The organism is Hoylesella buccalis ATCC 35310 (assembly GCF_000177075.1).
GTDB lineage: Bacteria > Bacteroidota > Bacteroidia > Bacteroidales > Bacteroidaceae > Prevotella > Prevotella buccalis.
Genome location: NZ_ADEG01000011.1, coordinates 1 through 17,345 on the forward strand (window position 1 = coordinate 1; position 17,345 = coordinate 17,345).

12 protein-coding genes and 1 tRNA gene are annotated in these 17,345 nt (G+C 45.2%); 4 read left to right on the forward strand and 9 right to left on the reverse strand.

Annotated elements, in window-relative coordinates; translation table 11 throughout:
• Positions 1-440: 440 nt before the first annotated feature.
• Positions 441-1,550: a HigA family addiction module antitoxin gene (locus HMPREF0650_RS00725; protein WP_040561945.1), complete on the forward strand. Its 1,110-nt coding sequence runs from the start codon at positions 441-443 to the stop codon at positions 1,548-1,550.
• Between the two features lie 55 nt (positions 1,551-1,605).
• Here HMPREF0650_RS00725 and HMPREF0650_RS00730 read toward each other — a convergent pair whose 3' ends face one another.
• Positions 1,606-3,168: a relaxase/mobilization nuclease domain-containing protein gene (locus tag HMPREF0650_RS00730; RefSeq protein ID WP_004347526.1), complete on the reverse strand. Its 1,563-nt coding sequence runs from the start codon at positions 3,166-3,168 to the stop codon at positions 1,606-1,608.
• Between the two features lie 76 nt (positions 3,169-3,244).
• On the reverse strand, positions 3,245-3,625 hold the full coding sequence (locus HMPREF0650_RS00735; RefSeq protein ID WP_004347529.1) for a hypothetical protein: 381 nt from the start codon (positions 3,623-3,625) through the stop codon (positions 3,245-3,247).
• 425 nt (positions 3,626-4,050) lie between these two features.
• On the opposite strand from HMPREF0650_RS00735, the gene HMPREF0650_RS13300 reads away from it, so the two are divergent.
• Positions 4,051-4,197 (forward strand): hypothetical protein, encoded by a 147-nt coding sequence (locus HMPREF0650_RS13300; protein ID WP_004347532.1) that lies wholly within the window; start codon positions 4,051-4,053, stop codon positions 4,195-4,197.
• Between the two features lie 49 nt (positions 4,198-4,246).
• Here the strand turns inward: HMPREF0650_RS13300 and HMPREF0650_RS00740 are convergent, their stop codons facing one another.
• From HMPREF0650_RS00740 to HMPREF0650_RS00750, 3 genes are all read right to left on the reverse strand, one after another.
• The gene (locus HMPREF0650_RS00740) at positions 4,247-5,416 is read right to left on the reverse strand and encodes a site-specific integrase (RefSeq protein ID WP_004347534.1); all 1,170 of its coding nucleotides are present in this window, start codon (positions 5,414-5,416) and stop codon (positions 4,247-4,249) included.
• A 257-nt stretch (positions 5,417-5,673) separates the two neighbouring features.
• Positions 5,674-5,746 (reverse strand) — tRNA-Lys (locus HMPREF0650_RS00745).
• Between the two features lie 411 nt (positions 5,747-6,157).
• Complete coding sequence (locus HMPREF0650_RS00750; protein WP_040561947.1) at positions 6,158-6,445, reverse strand: hypothetical protein; 288 nt, start codon at positions 6,443-6,445, stop codon at positions 6,158-6,160.
• Between the two features lie 83 nt (positions 6,446-6,528).
• On the opposite strand from HMPREF0650_RS00750, the gene HMPREF0650_RS00755 reads away from it, so the two are divergent.
• Complete coding sequence (locus HMPREF0650_RS00755) at positions 6,529-9,816, forward strand: SusC/RagA family TonB-linked outer membrane protein (RefSeq protein WP_245543432.1); 3,288 nt, start codon at positions 6,529-6,531, stop codon at positions 9,814-9,816.
• Positions 9,817-9,848: 32 nt separating this feature from the next.
• The gene (locus HMPREF0650_RS00760; RefSeq protein WP_004347537.1) at positions 9,849-11,642 is read left to right on the forward strand and encodes a RagB/SusD family nutrient uptake outer membrane protein; all 1,794 of its coding nucleotides are present in this window, start codon (positions 9,849-9,851) and stop codon (positions 11,640-11,642) included.
• Between the two features lie 13 nt (positions 11,643-11,655).
• Here HMPREF0650_RS00760 and HMPREF0650_RS00765 read toward each other — a convergent pair whose 3' ends face one another.
• The 4 genes from HMPREF0650_RS00765 to HMPREF0650_RS00780 all read right to left on the reverse strand — a co-directional run bounded on the left by HMPREF0650_RS00765 (position 11,656) and on the right by HMPREF0650_RS00780 (position 17,264).
• On the reverse strand, positions 11,656-12,897 hold the full coding sequence (locus HMPREF0650_RS00765; RefSeq protein WP_004347538.1) for a type IX secretion system plug protein: 1,242 nt from the start codon (positions 12,895-12,897) through the stop codon (positions 11,656-11,658).
• Positions 12,898-12,932: 35 nt separating this feature from the next.
• Positions 12,933-15,308 (reverse strand): TonB-dependent receptor, encoded by a 2,376-nt coding sequence (locus tag HMPREF0650_RS00770; RefSeq protein WP_004347539.1) that lies wholly within the window; start codon positions 15,306-15,308, stop codon positions 12,933-12,935.
• Between the two features lie 53 nt (positions 15,309-15,361).
• A complete protein-coding gene (gene hisC, locus HMPREF0650_RS00775) occupies positions 15,362-16,396 on the reverse strand; it encodes a histidinol-phosphate transaminase (RefSeq protein WP_040561957.1) in 1,035 nt (344 codons plus the stop codon).
• 388 nt (positions 16,397-16,784) lie between these two features.
• The gene (locus tag HMPREF0650_RS00780) at positions 16,785-17,264 is read right to left on the reverse strand and encodes a hypothetical protein (RefSeq protein WP_155813536.1); all 480 of its coding nucleotides are present in this window, start codon (positions 17,262-17,264) and stop codon (positions 16,785-16,787) included.
• Positions 17,265-17,345: the final 81 nt, after the last annotated feature.

The following is a 17,345-nucleotide window of genomic DNA, read 5'->3' on the forward strand; positions in this document are numbered from 1 at the left end:
TTTATAAAAAGATGTAGAAAAGTTAAATATGTATATAGTGAACAATAACAGTATTAAAAAAATTACCATATTTGGGAATTTCTCCCTTATCTTTGCAGCATAAAGGCTAAGATACATTTCACCGCATGAATATAATCTTCAAGGAAGAAGCCTTATCTGAGCTGTATGAACAGGCAAAACCAAAGACAAGAAATACAAGCAGATATGCAAGAATAAACGTTTGGTAGATGGCTACATCCGGGCAGTAGGAATCATTTATGATGTAGAGTGTACAGATGAACTAAAGAATTTCAGCTTCTTACACTATGAGAAATTGAGATATCAGCAGAAAGAGCTTCTAAGCTCTGTTCGACTTGTAAACAGTTTGGTAGAACGCCTGTTGTTCAAGGAGACAAAGGATGGCATCGAAGTAGAACTAATTGAAGTTGATAGTACACATTATGGCAACAAGAAGTAACAGATTAGTTCCTGTTAGGGCAATCCACCCAGGAGAAATCTTGCGTGAAGAGTTGCGGGAACGTGGTATCAAGCAAAAGGACTTTGCAAAGCAGATAGGTATGCAAGCTACCCATCTGAGTGAGTTTATTCGTGGCAAACGCAATCTGAACGACGATCTGGCCATGAAGCTGGAAAACCATTTAGGGATTCCCTATAAAACCTGGATGAGCTTGCACAATGGTTATATGTATGACAGCAAAGCTGTCAGCAAGAAACAATCGGAAGAACAAATTGCACGTTCGTTTGAGGACGCATGTGCTCGTGTGTTCAATCTTAAACTTCTTTATAAGAAATTGAATTTAGCAGTTCTTCCCCTTCTTGAACGGGTGAAAGAAATAAAATCGCTTTTTTCCTTTGACCTGCTGTCATCTGCAGAGATGAGCAAGCAAGTAGCAGGATTATATAAGCACAGCGACAAGGTTCAGATTGACGAAAAGAATATGCAGACTTGGCTTCTGTTGAGCTGGTTGGCAACTTCACGTGAAAAAGTAGAAAGGACTTATGTACATGGCAATGGAATAAAGGCCGCCGATACAATCGCGAAATTGGCTAATGAGCGGAAACTTACAGCCAAGGCTATCAAGGATTGTCTTTATCAAAACGGTATAGGTTATGTTGTAGTGGAAAAGTTGGATAAAACCCCTGTTGATGCTTTCTCTACTTATGTAAACCAACATCCTATAGTGACGGTTACCTATCGGTATAATGATATTGATAAATTAGCATTTGATGTTCTTCATGAATTGTGTCATATCGAAAAGCACTTCTCAGAAGAGCACACATCGTTCATCTCTATCGAAGGAACTATCTACTCAAAAGATCCAAGGGAAAAAGAGGCGAACGACTTTGCTAAAGAGCATTTAATTCCATGTGAAGTTTGGAATAAAATTCTTTCAGGTAAAAGCAGTAGCCTATCGCCGCATATTGTAGTGAAGGCTATTGCAAAAGAAGCTGAAAAGTATGGAATCAGTCCGACTATAGCAGTTTCAAGGTATAAACATGATACCAACTGGTATCAGACCTCGGCTTACAAGTCATCTAAAATTTATTGATAGAACATGAGCTGGACGACTTGACCGGCTCTTCTTGGTCTATGGGCTTACAAGTCTATCGTTTCAGGCTTCGTTCGTCATCAACCTCATAGCTATTTTTACTACCCACTTCCCATTCTGCATTTCTTTCGGAAGCCGATGTCTGGTATGAAAGAATATTTTTCAGGATGCTATTAGAAAGATGAGTGTCGTGGATAGGAATAGGTTGGAGCACTTGCAGAACTGGGAGCAAGGCTTTGAAGTTGATACCTTCTGAAGCCAAGTTAAAAATGCACTTGTGCGAGAAATCGACACAATAGTATTCGTCACCTTGTCTGAAAATGGCAAGATGATTTTCTTTTAATGCTGCCCACAAGTCTTGCTTCTCGGTTGATGCAGCCAGATTGTTCAGCACTTCTACGGCAAATCCATTGTTGAGTTTGCTGTGAGGATCTATATAAATAAGGTAGGGATTTTCAATCTTCCAGATACGACAGAGTATATCACGCTCCACCTCGTTGGTGGGGCAAAAGGCCTGGACACAGCGCACCATAAAGTTGAATTTTAATACCTTTTGCACACTGTCGCTCAGGGCGACCTCCCTGCCATTGAGCAGCCTGAAACGGCCTTTGGAAATGCGAGTACCATACTGTCGCCATAACATTCTGTTGAGTTCATAAGCAATCATCCGGGGATTATCCTCCAGCATGGCATCCACGTAGAGCTCTACCTTATTGATTCGTTCCTTTTCGCTCATGAAGTGTTGCAGTTGTTTGATAGAGAGCACACTGCCACCTTTATACACCGTTTGTTTGGAGTGATCTACTATCATGTAACCGTATGGTTTGTCCTTTGAACCAAAGAAAACGAGCGATACACCAAACTTCTTTTGCAAGATGTCTGACAGTTCACTGCGGCTGGCAACCATGTTGCGATACTTTTTCATAACAGCCCCCAGTTGCCTACGACGTTTGTAGGTTTTCTTTTCATCAATAACAGAGAATTTTGCGGTCAAACCTTCCATTTCGATTTTTGTTCGTACCCGTCCGCCACGTGCAATTTCGAGGTTGCCGTCACGCTCGAAACATTCATAGCCAGATGCCTCCATGATGGCTTTGAATTGTGTAAGTGAATTGAAATTGTAACCAAGGGCCTCCTTCAAAAACAAACTAGCACGCAATTCCTCATCTTCGCCAACAATTTTGTTGATGACCTCCTGCGAGCGGATGCGCTCGTGACTGTGGTCTATTTTCTGGCCATTGGGATTCACCCGGCTGGTGATGATGTGCAGGTGATAGTTGTCGGTGTCATTGTGCGCATAGATAAGAAGCGGCTGCCCCTCATCATCATAGTCCATTTCGTGAAGATACTGGTGGGCAATATCCAAAAGCTGCTCTTGAGAATATTCATGTCCCCGGCAGGAAATGGCCACATGGAACTGCGCCTTGCGGATATGCTCGTTTCTTGTCGAATAGTCAATCAGGTATTGTTGCAGTTGTTCGGGAGTGTAGCCATCAGTGGCTCCCACATAACCGAAGTTCTTCATTTCAAGGAGTACTGCCTGGCCTTTGGCCACCTTTCGCTCGTTGTACTCGACGGCATGGAAATTTGTGCTGGAGGGAAGTATGGTTGCTATCATTGTTTTCTTGTGTTTTTGCGTTATCGTGAGAAGATGAAAACGGTAAATCGGTAATTACCGATGACGGTTTTTCGCTTTATCGTGTTAATCGTTTGACTATTTGATGCTGTTCCTGTTTTACCGCTGTTAAGAGCTTTTGCAGCTCCATGATTTGAGGGTAAAGCACTTTCTCAAAATAGGGAAGTGTCAGCTCATTAGCTATCGCCAGTTCGTTGGCACGCTTGACCACCTGATTGAAGTTGCCGCCCATCCATGCCAAGTCCTGCTGATACTTTTTGTAAAGAGCCGTCATCTCGTTGAGCGCGGCTATCTTCCGCTTTGTTCCCGTGTCGTCAAATTGTTTGATGGCATCCCATATCATACTGCTGACCGTCTTGTAGTTGACCGCTTTCTGCTTAATCAGTTCGGCATCCTGTGCTGAAATCCTTATCCAGAGTCTTTTCGTTTTCCGTTCCATATTCTTCTGTTTATATTCTGAGTTGCGAAGAATAATCCCCAACTTGACAGAGTTGGCAAGTCACTTTTGTCCGCACAAAAGTACAACTTGCTACCCAAACTCCGTAAGGGAAATGTAGTCCCGCCACTTGCTTGTCTGTAATAAAGTTAGCAAGAAATGATGAGTTGCAATGTCCCTCGCCCTTTTTTCAATAAAAGAGTTTTCGTGAAATTGGAATATCGAAATCCCGATTTGTTGATATTGGGATAAACCGAAGTCACGAGTCCGTTGCTTCGAGAAAAACCGAAAAACCGAAGCCGTGAAATAGTGACATTACGAGAATATATAACCACAAAAAACTACTGATTATCAATGTTTTAGATGTCGTTTTTCTTGCTTTTCTCAGTTATTTTTCGTACCTTTAGTTGGACTAATAATGTTTTAAGATGCAAGTGTTTCTCTTCGTATATATCATGGTCAGGGCCATCTTCCAGCTGATAGGTTGGGTGATTAAAGGCTTTTTGTATGTCTTGTGGATGATTTTTGGTGGCATTGCCTACTTGGTGAATTATCTGATGGAGCGTAAAACATAAAGCCATACCTCGAAGTGGGAGATATGGCTCTATGTGGTGTGTCAATAAATCATCTGATTGCTCGCTGAAGATTCTCAGCGTGCCGTTCTATCGTGGTCTTTAGTACTTTAGCGTAGATTTGTGTAGTCCGGATGTTCTTGTGTCCGAGCATACGCGATACATTCTCGATAGGTATGTCATGTGCGAGAGCCAATGTTGCGAATGAGTGCCTGGCAACATGAAAAGTCAACGGCTTGTTCAACTTCAGGGCAGTCTCGATGAGGTGAAGAAAGTCATTTGCCTTCTGATTTGAAATCTTAGGAAGGACAAACTTGTATTTCTTTAGCACTTCCATGGCTGGTCCCAGGATAGGGGTGAAAAACTTCGATGCAGTCTTGATACGGCTTCCATCTATGTAATACAACTTTCCCTGCTGTTCTGTCATTTTTTCAAAATCAAAGGCCTGCACATCACAATAGGCCAGTCCAGTGTATGCAGAAAAGACGAACAGGTCTCGAACCTTATCTAATTTTTCGTCCAACTTAATCTTTCTCAACTTTTGTAGCTCAGCCTCTGTCAGTGGCTCTCTTTCCTTGCATTCTCCACGTTTGAATTTGACCTGGGTATATGGATCTACTCCAATCTTACCCTCAATATATAATAGGTGAGAATACTTTTTCAGATGTTTGTGATAGGTATGTATTCCGACATCTGATCGCGTACCGTCGTGTAGCCATTCATCAAAAGCCACCAGATTGTTGCTTGTCAGGTCTGTCAGCTTCTGAATCTTGCCAAATCTCTTCAATGCGTCCAGCGTGCATTGCTTGTGTTTTCGAGTACCCTCACTAATATCTTCAGCCTCGATATGCTCTTTCATGTATTCTATGAGGTTGATGGAAGGCTGAATTTTCACCTTGTACTTTGTGGGGGCTATCTTCTTAGGAGAGGAAATGAAGGTAGGCTGTTGTTCTGCACCATAATAATAAGCATCGAAAGTGGCAATTGTCATTTCATTGCCCAGTAGCTCCATAGCTCCGACAATCTGTTCACACTTTCTTCGCTCAGCTTTCACCTGTGGTGAGGAAGCAAATTTTTCCCACTTTTCAGCAGGGAAGTCACCTAAAGAAATGTACTTACGCTCAGTTCTGCCAAGATAGATGCGTAATTCTACCTTGCCAGAGCCACGTTTCTCTACTTGTTTCTTTCGGTCAAAAATAACCGTTACATTCTCTTTTAGCATAATTTAACTTATTAAATCGGCTAAAGGAGTAATTTTGGGGTCATCATGTACAAGTGGTAACACATTTTTGGGGGGTGGTAACACATATTGGTAACACATTTTGTTCCCGATAGGGCTTTTTAATTCCCGTTACGTCCTGTTAGCCGCAGGTTCAACATTTAGCATAACTTCCTCTAAATGTGCTATTTAGCTAACAAGTGGCTTGTATAAACGGAAAAGAGGACTTCATTGCTGAAATCCTCTTTTTTAGTACTTTGTGACCCGCATGGGGCTCGAACCCATGACCCCAACATTAAAAGTGTTGTGCTCTACCAACTGAGCTAGCGAGTCTAACCAAAAACTTTCATAAACGATTAATGATGAAAGCGAGTGCAAAGGTAAAGAGTTTTTTTTGAAACACAAAACAAAATAGTATTTTTTTATCGGAGTGCCCGAAAGTCTCACTTAGATTTTGCATCTGTACCCCCCAACAACTCGTTGATGAAATGAATGTCATGACAGCTGTTGTATGTCATTTTTCTTAACAACGTGTGTCTTCATATTTGGCGTATTTGCAAACCGACTGTATGTTGCCAGCAAATACGCCAGCTATGAGCGATTTTTGGATTGGATTGTCTGTCAATGCGTTACGCATGTGACGTGTTGTGGCGTACCTGTTTCGCAAGGATTTCTTTTACAATAGCATTGCTTTTGGGGTACTGTTTACATGCTATTACACCCCAAGCACATGGAGTTTGTCGGTCAAAGTGGTGTTTCTTGCATGTTTAAAGACGTGACTTTTGTGGAAAAATTAGATTTTTCTTGCCTAAAGGTCTCCTGCTTGCCTCCCGCATGTCTATTGATTTTTTCCAGATTGGAAGTTTTCAAGTGCCGTTTTAGGGGCAATAATTGGTAAAAAAAGTCAACGCAAGGGGCCAGTTTCTGCTCTTGCTCATCAGCTTGGCTATATGCTGCTAACGAGCGTTCTGTATAGGTTTTGTTGTTTTCAAAGGGTTCGTTGATGTCGTGAACTTTTACTTTTTGTAACATTATCTTATTTTGTTTGAAACCTAAACATAATGTGATAGGCGTAATTTTGCGGCCATGATAATTTTATTGTTTTATTAAAGAAGATGAGAAGATTTTTGGAATGGAGAACGTGTATCATGCTGTTTTTTCTGTTTGTCTGCGCATTTCCCGTCAAGGCTCAAATGCTCACGCTGAAAGGACAGGTGGTTGATACGCAGGATGAGCCACTCATTGGGGTAAGTGTAGTGGAAAAAGGAACCTCGCATGGCACGATTACTGATGTGAATGGCGATTTCACTTTGAAAGTAGCTGCCAAGACACAGCTTGTTTTTAGTTATGTGGGTTATCAAACTCAAGTAATCGAATGGAATGGCCGCTCGCCTTTGCACGTCGTTATGAACGATGATCGTAAGGTGCTGGATGAGGTGGTTGTGGTAGGCTATGGCACGCAGAAGCGTGTGAACCTCACGGGAGCTGTGGCTACGGTAAATGGCAAGGAACTGGAAAACCGTTTGTCGCATTCGGTCACCAACATGTTGCAAGGTTCGGTAGCGGGTGTCAATGTAACCACCTCGGCAGGAAAACCAGGGTCGACTGGTGCTATCAATATACGTGGTGTCAATTCTATTAACAATGCCGACCCGTTGGTGGTTATCGATGGCGTGACAGGTGATGCGGGCGATCTGTCTCGGCTGAATCCGAATGACATTGAGTCTATCTCCGTGGTGAAAGATGCTTCGGCAGCGGCTGTCTATGGTGCGCGCGCCGCTTTCGGTGTGATTTTGGTCACCACTAAGTCGGGTAAATCCGCACAAGGCACGATGGGCAAGACCGTACAGGTGCGCTATAGTGGCCGTTTTGGTTGGGAGCAGCCCACCACCTCGACCGATTATGAGAATCGAGGCTATTGGTCGGTGTACCATGTTAATAAGTTTTGGCAATCGAACAGTGGTACCAATTACGTGAATTATACCGATCATGACATGGAAGAGCTGTTGGCACGTGTTAACGACAAGACCGAGAATCCAGAGCGTCCGTGGGTGGTCGAGGAGATGCGCAATGGCCGTAAACAGTGGGTGTATTATGGCAATTACGACTGGTGGGACATGTTGTTCCGCGAAAAGCGTCCCAGTCAGCAGCACAATGTGTCGGTGACGGGTGCGCGCAACGGACTGAGTTACATGCTCTCGGGTAACTACTACCGACAGGAGGGCATGCAGCGCGCACATCCTGACGTGTTCAATCGGTACAACCTTCGGTCGAAGATTGATTTTGAGATGAGTAAGTGGGCCACATTGTCCAACAACACCTCGTTCTATCAGTCAGACTATACGTCTATTGGTTGTGGCGGGGTAGAGGATGCCATCGCTCTGAGTGCACGTCATGCCATGGCTTGTTTCCCTATGCAGAACCCAGACGGAAGCTGGATTTATGCCACACCTTATTTAAAATATAAGGTGGGCAATGGACGACACATCATTTTAAATGAGAATACACACCGCAACCTGGATAAGAAAATCAACTTTGCAAATACCACGCGGTTGGTGATTAAGCCCATTCAACAGCTGTCGGTGACGGGCGATTTCACTTATCGTTTTTACCAGACCCAACACACCGGACGTACCTCAGAGTTGTGGTATCGCGAATATCCCGATGCTCCAATGGCTTCGTACAATACCGGTGCGGGTGAGAACCAGTTGGATGAGGCGGTGCGCTCTAACTATTTTTATTCTACCAACGTGTTTGCCAATTATGCCGACACCTTTAATGAGCGTCATCATCTCTCGGCCATGGCTGGTTTCAACCATGAATATTATTATCGCAAGGGCGTATCTGCCTGGGGTAGAGACTTGTCGTCTATCGATTTGGATGACCTCAACCTGGTGGGTCAGAACGAGAACGGAGAGACCGAAACAGGCGTGGGAGGCGGTCAGGCCGAATATGCTTTAGTAGGTTTCTTTGGACGTGTAAACTACGACTACCTGGGTAGATATCTCTTGGAGTTGAGTGGACGCTACGACGGTTCGTCGCGTTTTGCCAAAGAGTCGCGTTGGGGCTTTTTCCCATCTGCATCCTTGGGATGGCGCGTGTCCGAAGAATCTTTCTTCCGTCCAGCCAAACAATGGATTGACAACCTGAAACTGCGCCTCTCGTTTGGTTCGTTAGGCAACCAGAGTGTGTCATCGTACTACACGTATATGCGCTTGGTGTCTATGCATAACTTTAGCAACTATACCTTTGGCGAAGGCAGTGCCATGCCAAAGTATTCGTCACTCAGTGCTCCCATCTCCGACAATCTTACCTGGGAAACCGTGCAACAGTGGAATGGCGGATTTGATATGTCGATGTTTGGACAGCGGTTATCTATCGTTACCGATTTTTATGTTCGCAATACCAAGGACATGCTCACCGCCGGTGTAGCGCTACCATCGGTTTATGGTGCTGCCGTTCCTCGCATGAATGCCGCAGACATGCGCACGAAGGGATATGAAGTAAGTGTGAACTGGCAAGATAGGGTCAAGCTGCTCAATCGGTTGTTCCGTTATCATGTAGGCTTTGTGCTGAGCGATTACAAAAGCACCATTACCAAGTACGACAATCCCAATAAGTCGTTTGCCAAGGCGCATTATGTAGGTCAACGCATTGGCGAGATATGGGGCTTTACTACCGATGGTCTGTTCAAGACGAATGAAGAAGCTAAAGAATACGCCAAGCAGGTGGACCTTAGTTATAGTAGCGGCCGACTTCGTGGCGGTTGGCAGGCCGGCGATTTGAAGTTTGTTGATCTCGACGGTGATAACAAGTGGGGCATTGGTCAAAACACGGTTGACAAGCCTGGCGATAGGAAAATATTGGGCAACTCGTTACCATCGCTTTCTTATGGCATCACGGCCGGATTCGACTGGTATGGCTTCGACGCTTCGGTATTCTTTCAGGGTACGGGCAACCACTATTGGTATCCCAGCGGACACAACATGAACTTCTGGGGCGGATTCTCCTATTCTTATCTTACCTATTTGCCCAAGGACTTCTTAGGCAAGCTGTGGTCTGAGGAGAATCCCAATTCGTATTTCCCAAGGCCACATGCCTATGGTGCTACAGGCGGTTATCTGGCACAGGTGAACGATCGATATTTGCAAAACATCCGTTACCTACGTCTCAAGAATTTATCTATCGGCTACACCTTACCCAATGCATGGACACGCCACATTGGGGTAGAGAAACTTAGGCTCTACTTCTCGGGTGAAGACCTGTGCTACTGGTCACCTCTGAAAAAGAATACGAAGTACATCGACCCAGAGGCAGCCTTCAATAGGAGTAGTGCTGGAGACAATAACGCATATTATCCATGGCCATCTACCTATATGTTTGGGGTGGACGTGACCTTCTAATGGTTTAACAATAATCAAGAAAACAAAGGAAAATGAAAAAGATAACAATCAAACTATCGGTTGTTCTGGCATTGGCAGCACTGACATCGTGCCAACAAATGGACTTGATGCCCAAGGATCAAATGGCTCAATCGGAATATTTCAACAACAAGACTGAGCTCGAACTGTTTAGCAATCCCTTTTACAACGATATCTTAGACAAGACGCCTTTCGATGAGAAGAGTGACATCTTGGTAACCTCTATCCTCAACGAAATCATGGTGGGCGGCAACAGACGACAGGTACCAGCTTCGGGAGGCGGTTGGAGTTGGGGACCGCTGCGCAACATTAACACCTTGCTGGAGAACATCGAGCGTTGTACAGATGCTAAAGCTGTGGAGCATTACACAGCCGTGGCTCGTTTCTTTCGTGCTTATTTCTATTTTGACAAGGTACGAAGGTTCGGTGATGTGCCTTGGTACGACAGACAGTTGAGTTCGGAGGATGAAGATTTGTACAAGCCGCGCGACTCGCGTGAGCTGGTGATGACCAAGATGATAGAAGATGTTGATTATGCCATTGCGCATCTGCCTGCCGGGCGCAGTGCCTATCGGGTGAATCGCTGGGCTGCCATGGCTCTCAAGGCTCGCTTTTGTCTCTTCGAAGGCACTTATCGTAAATATCACAACCTAAGTGTTCCTGGACATGATGCCCGCTATTATCTGGAGCAGTCTGCACAGGCTGCCTCACAACTCATGCAAAGTGGGAAATATAAATTGTACACAACTGGGCATCCTGACCAAGATTACCTTATGTTGTTTGTTCAGCATGAAGCTAATCCCGATGAGTATATCTTTGCCGTGAAATATGATTATGCTTTGGGTGTGCGTAACAATGCCACTGGGTTTACAATCTTGGCATCACAAGGACTGCCTGGATTGACGCGAAAGTTTGTGAATACTTATCTCATGAAAGATGGTTCACGCTTCACCGATCAGCCAGGGTGGGAGACGATGATGTTTAAGGAAGAGGTGAAGAATCGCGATCCACGTTTGGCACAGAGCATGCGCACACCTGGATATACGCGTCTAAATCAAACCCGCGTTCTGCCTCCAGACCTGAAAGTGGCTATTACTGGTTACCAGCCCATCAAGTTTGTTCAGGACCCAACCGACAATAGTAGTAATAACGATCGTACAGAGTCGTCTGACGTTCCTATGCCCGTGTTCCGCTATGCCGAAGTGTTGCTCAACTATGCTGAGGCGAAAGCTGAGTTGGAAACCTTGACGCAAGCCGACTTAGATGCTTCAGTGAATCTTATAAGAGCACGTGTGGGCATGCCTAAACTGCTGATGACACAAGCCAATGCGCAGCCCGATTCTTATCTTAGTTCCAAGGAGTATGGCTATCCACAGGTGTCGGGAGTTAATAAGGGGGTGATTTTAGAAATTAGACGTGAGCGAGCTATCGAACTCTTGCAAGAAGGTTTGCGCATGAACGACCTTTATCGTTGGCGTGCTGGCCAGTGCATCAACCAACCTCTGACGGGGATGTATTTCGAGGGACCTGGTGAGTACGACTTGTCGGGTGATGATCAACCAGATGTTGTTTTGGTGCCTAAAGGTACGAAAAAGCCCAAGGAGCGCGAGGGTGTTGTCGTCTTCGAGTTAGGTAAAGACCTCTTGCTCACCAACGGTGATCATGGATATTTGGATTACCTCCAACATGCAGAGCGCAATGGGTTCAATGAACAACGAGATTATCTTTATCCCATTCCTATTGACGAGCGCACCCTAAATCCTGCATTGAAACAAAATCCTGGTTGGAAAGATGGATTGGATTTTTAATACCTTACTCGTATCAATAGTGCTGATACCCCACCAACCGGTCGGTACGTTCGCCGGTTCCGCGATAGTAGAGTAGTGCTTGATACTTGTTTTCCGTTTGATAGAACGACCCCTCGGTGCTTACCGGAGCGGTCGTTCCGTCTGTTTTTGCAACCACATACTGGTACGAATAGTAGCCCTGCTTCAGCAGCACTGCCGCCTCGTAAACGCCGTCCTGCTCGTTGTAGTGCATCTTATATTCCGGCGTCAGTTGGTCGTTGGTCCATGTTGCGTTGAGATATACGTCCCCGTTCTGCCTGGGTGTCTGCAACTTGAAATGCACGATGAGATAATCAGAGCTGGTGTTGTTTTCCACATTATCGCTGTTGCGGATGTAAAATGTCCCGTTGGCATCCTCATCGTACACATAATTTGGGCGAGGCTCATCAGTCCAAACGTATGCGTGATAATCGTTTCCGTCCCAGTTGACAGATTCCAATCCCATGGTCGTATGGTTCACGTCCAGCATTTCAAACTTTCGATATTCATTGCCTCCGTCAAAAATCAGCTGCTTGTTGTGTACCCATTTCAGTGCGTCGGGCATGACGTATTGCGGCTTGATGTTGAATCGTTCTTTGTTCCACCGTCCGTTTTGCAGCACGATGGTCTTGATTTGGGTTGCCGGATCGGTTACTTGCAGCATACCATAATTTACCTCCATGTTCACCTGCTGATGCGTTCCGTTGATGTCGATGTCTGTGTTGGTCACTACCTCCATCTGGATACCAGCGAGAGGTTCCACCACCATGAAGCACGCAGACAAGATTTTCTCGTTGTCGTTGTTTTCGTCGAAGACCGTGAGACGATAGTTCCCACTCATCTTCAGTCTGCATCTTTCGTTGGGTATTTGCAGTCGATAGTGGGTGTAGAGCGTTTTTGTGTTGATTGATTTTTGCACGTCATCGATGGTGTTCCCCTCTGCGAAGCCATCCAGATAATCGCTTGCGAACAACTGAGTGGTGGTACTCCAGTCGGCTTCGCAATGCTCAATGGTGTAAGTATATCGGTGATATTCGTGGGTGAGGTCGTCAAACGCGATGGTTATTGGCTCACCATCCAACTGGGTGATGGGGGGTGAGAGCCAGTCATCCCCTGCAACTACTTGCAAGGAAGCAATCGACTTTTTGTAAATCTCGTTCTTCTGTGCAGTGCAAACGCTTGCTGCCAGCAAAAGACAAATGCCTATCAGTGCTCTGTTTATCGTATTCATTTCCATGATGTGTTTTGCAGATGGCTGCGTGATAACACCTGTTAGAATTCGAGTATAACCTTTCCGTTAATCAATCTGCCGGTCAGATAATTGGGCACGGCATATTGTTGGTTCGTCACATCCGTAATCCAATAATATGAATTGACGTTACTGATGCCAAAGAGGTTCAGCGCGTCAATGCCCAACCAAATGTTCTTGAAGACAGATTTAGAGCGACGGTCGTCATTGTTCAGCAGTCGGTAACTCATCCCCAGGTCCACTCGTCTGTATGCAGGTGCGCGGAATGAGTTGCGTTCCAATTCGCGGTGCGGGGCTGCAAAGGGAAGACCGTCGGCAAATGCCAGCTTCAATGACATCTTCCATCGGTCGGTTCCAGGGAAGTAATCGGTGAAGAACAGGTTCACGGCGTACCGCTGATCGGTAGGCATGGGGATGGTCTTGCCATTGAGTTTCATTTTCGTATCCATCACGGAGAGGCTAATCCACGAATCAGTTCCTGGCACAAATTCGCCATACAGCTTCAAGTCCAGTCCCAAGGCATGCCCCGACCCCATGTTGTCGCCATAATATACCACCTTGACGTTGTTCACACTGTATGGCACCAGGTTGCCCAATGCCTTAAAGTAGGCTTCGGCAGTGAACTTGAATGGCCGCTTGTTCATCCTGAACCGGTAGTCCATGGCGGTGATTAGGTGGATGGAACGTTGGCTCTTCGTCTTCTCGTTAAGCCTTGCGTACGTTGTTCCGTTGACGGTTGTGGTGTCTCTTATCTCTTTGTAGAAAGGCGTTTGGTAGTACAATCCGGCCGCCAAACGAAAGGTCATGTTCTCGTTAAAGGCAGGTATGATGCCCAATGAGGCACGCGGACTCACCACCAATTCTTTGTTGTAGCTCCATTTACTCATGCGCACCCCATAGTTCAAGGTGTAGTGTGTGTTGCCGTTGCGGTTGCTAAACCGATAGGTGTCTTGCAGATAAGCCTCGATGCGCCGGGCGTTCAGTTCGTTTTTGGCACGAAGAGAGTAAATCATGTACAGGTCTTTTCCAGTGTGTGGGATGCTGTAGCCGCTTGAATCCCGCATCTCATATTCGGCTGCTTGCTCTTGAATGTGTTCAAACTTGAATGTCAATCCACCTTCCACTTGATGTCGCTTGGATGTGTGTTTGGCCATCAACTTTACGTTCTCCACATGAGCTTTCAAGTAGTTACGCGCATGTTGAAAGTAGGTTCCAACGCCCAAGTTCTCACTTGTCTCGGTTTGTGTGAGCCAATATTGCCCCTGAATGTCATATTTTTCACGTTCGTTGGTCGAGAAAGCTGAGGCTAAGAGTGACACTGACGTGGAATCACCGAAGTTGCGTGTTAAGTCGATTGAACCGAAATAGGTATTGAACCGATCCTTTTCATGCCCATCAAAATATACTTTGAACGACTTAACGTTTTGCAAGGTACCGAAAGCCGTTTCCCTGTTTTTTGGCGTAAACGTGTAGTGATTGTCCGATAGATTGCCGATGAACGACAGTTTCCAACGCTTGTTCGGCGTATAAACCAGGTAAGTTTGATAGTCTAAGAAATCGGGTTTGTATTCTCCCTCTGTTTCCAACGACCCCAACAGATATTTGTTGGTCTTGTATCTCAGGCCGTTGCTCCATGCCACCGTCTTGGTTCTGAAGCCTACGAACGCGCTGGCTCCCAACAAACTGGCAGACACGTTGGCCTCAAATGGTTTGGGTTGCCGGTAGGTGATGTCGAGGGCCGACGACATCTTGTCGCCGTATTTGGCCTCGAATCCGCCGGTTGAAAAACCAATTTTCTCCACCATGTCGGGATTGATAACCGACAATCCCTCTTGTTGTCCCGACCTTACCAAGAAAGGTCTGTATATCTCTATGTTGTTGATGTACACGCTGTTCTCGTCAAAGGCACCCCCCCTTACGTTGTATTGTGATGACAGTTCGTTGTGCGAGGACACGCCGGCTTGCGACTGTATGAGCTCTTCCACGCCGTTGCCCGTAACCGAAGGCAAGGTTTTGGCATGTTCAGTCTTCAGGTTTTGCGTTTGTCCGGTCTGGATTTTCTCGCCCATCACCTTCACTTCGCCCAACGTCTGGTCGTCGCTGTTCAATACTATCTGCAACGTTTGCTTGCCTCGCGGATGGCGCAGCACGCGCTGCTTGGTTTTGTAGCCAATCATGGAAAACCTGATAACAACCGAGTCGGCCGACATCAGTTGCATGCTGAACTCGCCTTTGAGTGAGGTCACTGTGGCCTTGCCCTGTTGCAGACACGACACGGTGGCCAGCTCCACGGGATTGAGTTGCTCGTCAACCACTCTTCCTTGCAGGGTGAATGATTGGGCTTGTGCTGCCATTGCGCATAGCAGCAACAGACTGATTACAACGGTTCTCAATTTCATCATTGGTCTGATAACGCAATAGTTGGTTGATTATTGCGTTGCCGCACGTTGTTTCAGCATTGTCGCAGAGCCGCCAACAGCTCGTTGTTTTCGGTTTTCGTGCCGACGGTCACCCGCAAACAATCGTGGCATAGTGCCACCTGGCTACTGTGGCATACCACAATGCCTTTGTCCAACAGGTATTGATAGGTGGCTTTGGCATCTTTCATCTTGGCCAGAAAGAAGTTGGCCGCGGTAGGGTACACCTTCACGCATTGTGGCAGTACGGCGAAAGCCTGCACCATTCTTCGCCTTTCTTGCAGCAGGGTGGTGACCCATTTTTCTACCTCAAAGGTGCCTTGCAGCGACTTGAGTGCTTGCTCTTGCGTGAACGAACTGATATTGTAGGGCTGTTTCACCTTATTAAATAGGTTGACGATTTCTTCGCTTGCGAATGCCATTCCCAGTCGAATGCCCGCACATCCCCATGCCAGACTCATGGTGTTGAGTATGATGAGGTTGGGGTAGGAGGTGAGTTCGGTGCGGAATGACTTCTGGGAAGAGAAGTCACTGTAGGCTTCGTCCAGTACCACGATGCCGTCAAACCGTTGGATGATTTCCGTGATGGCATCTCTATGAAGGTCGTTGCCTGTGGGGTTGTTGGGACTGCATAGCCAGATTACCTTTGTTGACGCGTCGCATGAGGTCAGCAATTTGTCGGCCGACAGCTGGAAACACTCATCCAGCAGCACGGGTTTGTAGGTCGTGTTGTTGATGTCTGCACACACTTTGTACATGCCGTAGGTTGGTTCGATGGCAACAACGTTGTCTTGCTTTGGCTCGCAGAAAATGCGGTAAACCAAGTCGATGGTTTCATCACATCCATTGCTCAGGAAGATGTTTCCGGCCGGCACTTGCTTAATTTGGCTCAGCTTTTCTTTCAATTCCCTTTGCAGCGGGTCGGGATATCGGTTAAGCGGCTTGTTGTATGGATTTTCGTTGGCATCCAGAAAGATGTTTGCCTCGCTTCCACCATGTTCGCTCCGCATGCTGCCATGGGGCGTTAAAGTCCAAATATTGGGTCTAACCAGTTGTTCCAGGGTTCTCATCATGTCATCGATTTAAAGAGTAATGGTGCCGAAATTGCGTGTCGTGAGGTGTGAATCGTTCACATGGCATTTCTTATTTGTTCTTAAAAATGTAATGCAAATATAATAAGATGTGGGGAGATGTGCAAGAAATGTCGTACATTTGCCCGATGCAAAAGTGCCAAAATTACTTTTCGACAGGTGTCGGAGCATACCGAACCGAAAGTTAATTAGTCATACTATCAAAGAACTCTTTGGCTGGCAGAGGAAAGCTGCGTAGCCAGTATCTCAAATTTTAACGAACTATTGTGAAAAAGTATGGAGTGCTTTCAATATTCGAAACCATCATTGTAACCATTATGTTTTTAGTTATATAAAACAAATCATTAGTTCTAAAATGTGATATGTCCTAATTGGAGTGCTTACGAGATTTTACTTCGAAATAAGCTTTCATTACTATTTTCTTATTGTCTATTCTTGCATCATCAGAATATGCTGTATTACAGAATTTATAGTTACCTTCCTTTAAAAAAACTTTAGCATAATCATTTATGCAACTATATGCAGGTATTTCTTTTCCCATCAAAATGGAACCAAAATCATTTTGTATACGAATCCATTTTCCATTTACTTGTCTTTCTATCCAATACTCATCTGAAAGATATATATAATGCCACTGTGTTTGATTCTTAATACTATACAGTATAACAATGGAGTCTCCTTGTGAAAAACGACATTGTTTAAGCTCTATATACAGAGAGTCTTTGTTCTTATTAGAACTTGAGGAAGATTTTGTTTGGTATTCAGTGTCTGCTTTTGGGGCATTATTTTTGGGGATATTACATGAGAATATCCCCAAAAATAATATGCAAAAAAATAAAAACTTCATTTTTCACATTTTATTAATTTAGTTAAATTCATTTGATTTTTGTAAAGTTAAGAAAATAAAATCAAACATAAGAAAAGTACC

Bases quoted from the DNA above. Each gene is read 5' to 3' on its own strand.
- HMPREF0650_RS00725 (WP_040561945.1), top strand. From the start codon at position 441: ATGGCAACAAGAAGTAACAGATTAGTTCCTGTTAGGGCAATCCACCCA.
- HMPREF0650_RS00730 (WP_004347526.1), bottom strand. From the start codon at position 3,168: ATGATAGCAACCATACTTCCCTCCAGCACAAATTTCCATGCCGTCGAG.
- HMPREF0650_RS00735 (WP_004347529.1), bottom strand. From the start codon at position 3,625: ATGGAACGGAAAACGAAAAGACTCTGGATAAGGATTTCAGCACAGGAT.
- HMPREF0650_RS13300 (WP_004347532.1), top strand. From the start codon at position 4,051: ATGCAAGTGTTTCTCTTCGTATATATCATGGTCAGGGCCATCTTCCAG.
- HMPREF0650_RS00740 (WP_004347534.1), bottom strand. From the start codon at position 5,416: ATGCTAAAAGAGAATGTAACGGTTATTTTTGACCGAAAGAAACAAGTA.
- HMPREF0650_RS00750 (WP_040561947.1), bottom strand. From the start codon at position 6,445: ATGTTACAAAAAGTAAAAGTTCACGACATCAACGAACCCTTTGAAAAC.
- HMPREF0650_RS00755 (WP_245543432.1), top strand. From the start codon at position 6,529: ATGAGAAGATTTTTGGAATGGAGAACGTGTATCATGCTGTTTTTTCTG.
- HMPREF0650_RS00760 (WP_004347537.1), top strand. From the start codon at position 9,849: ATGAAAAAGATAACAATCAAACTATCGGTTGTTCTGGCATTGGCAGCA.
- HMPREF0650_RS00765 (WP_004347538.1), bottom strand. From the start codon at position 12,897: ATGGAAATGAATACGATAAACAGAGCACTGATAGGCATTTGTCTTTTG.
- HMPREF0650_RS00770 (WP_004347539.1), bottom strand. From the start codon at position 15,308: ATGAAATTGAGAACCGTTGTAATCAGTCTGTTGCTGCTATGCGCAATG.
- hisC (WP_040561957.1), bottom strand. From the start codon at position 16,396: ATGAGAACCCTGGAACAACTGGTTAGACCCAATATTTGGACTTTAACG.
- HMPREF0650_RS00780 (WP_155813536.1), bottom strand. From the start codon at position 17,264: ATGAAGTTTTTATTTTTTTGCATATTATTTTTGGGGATATTCTCATGT.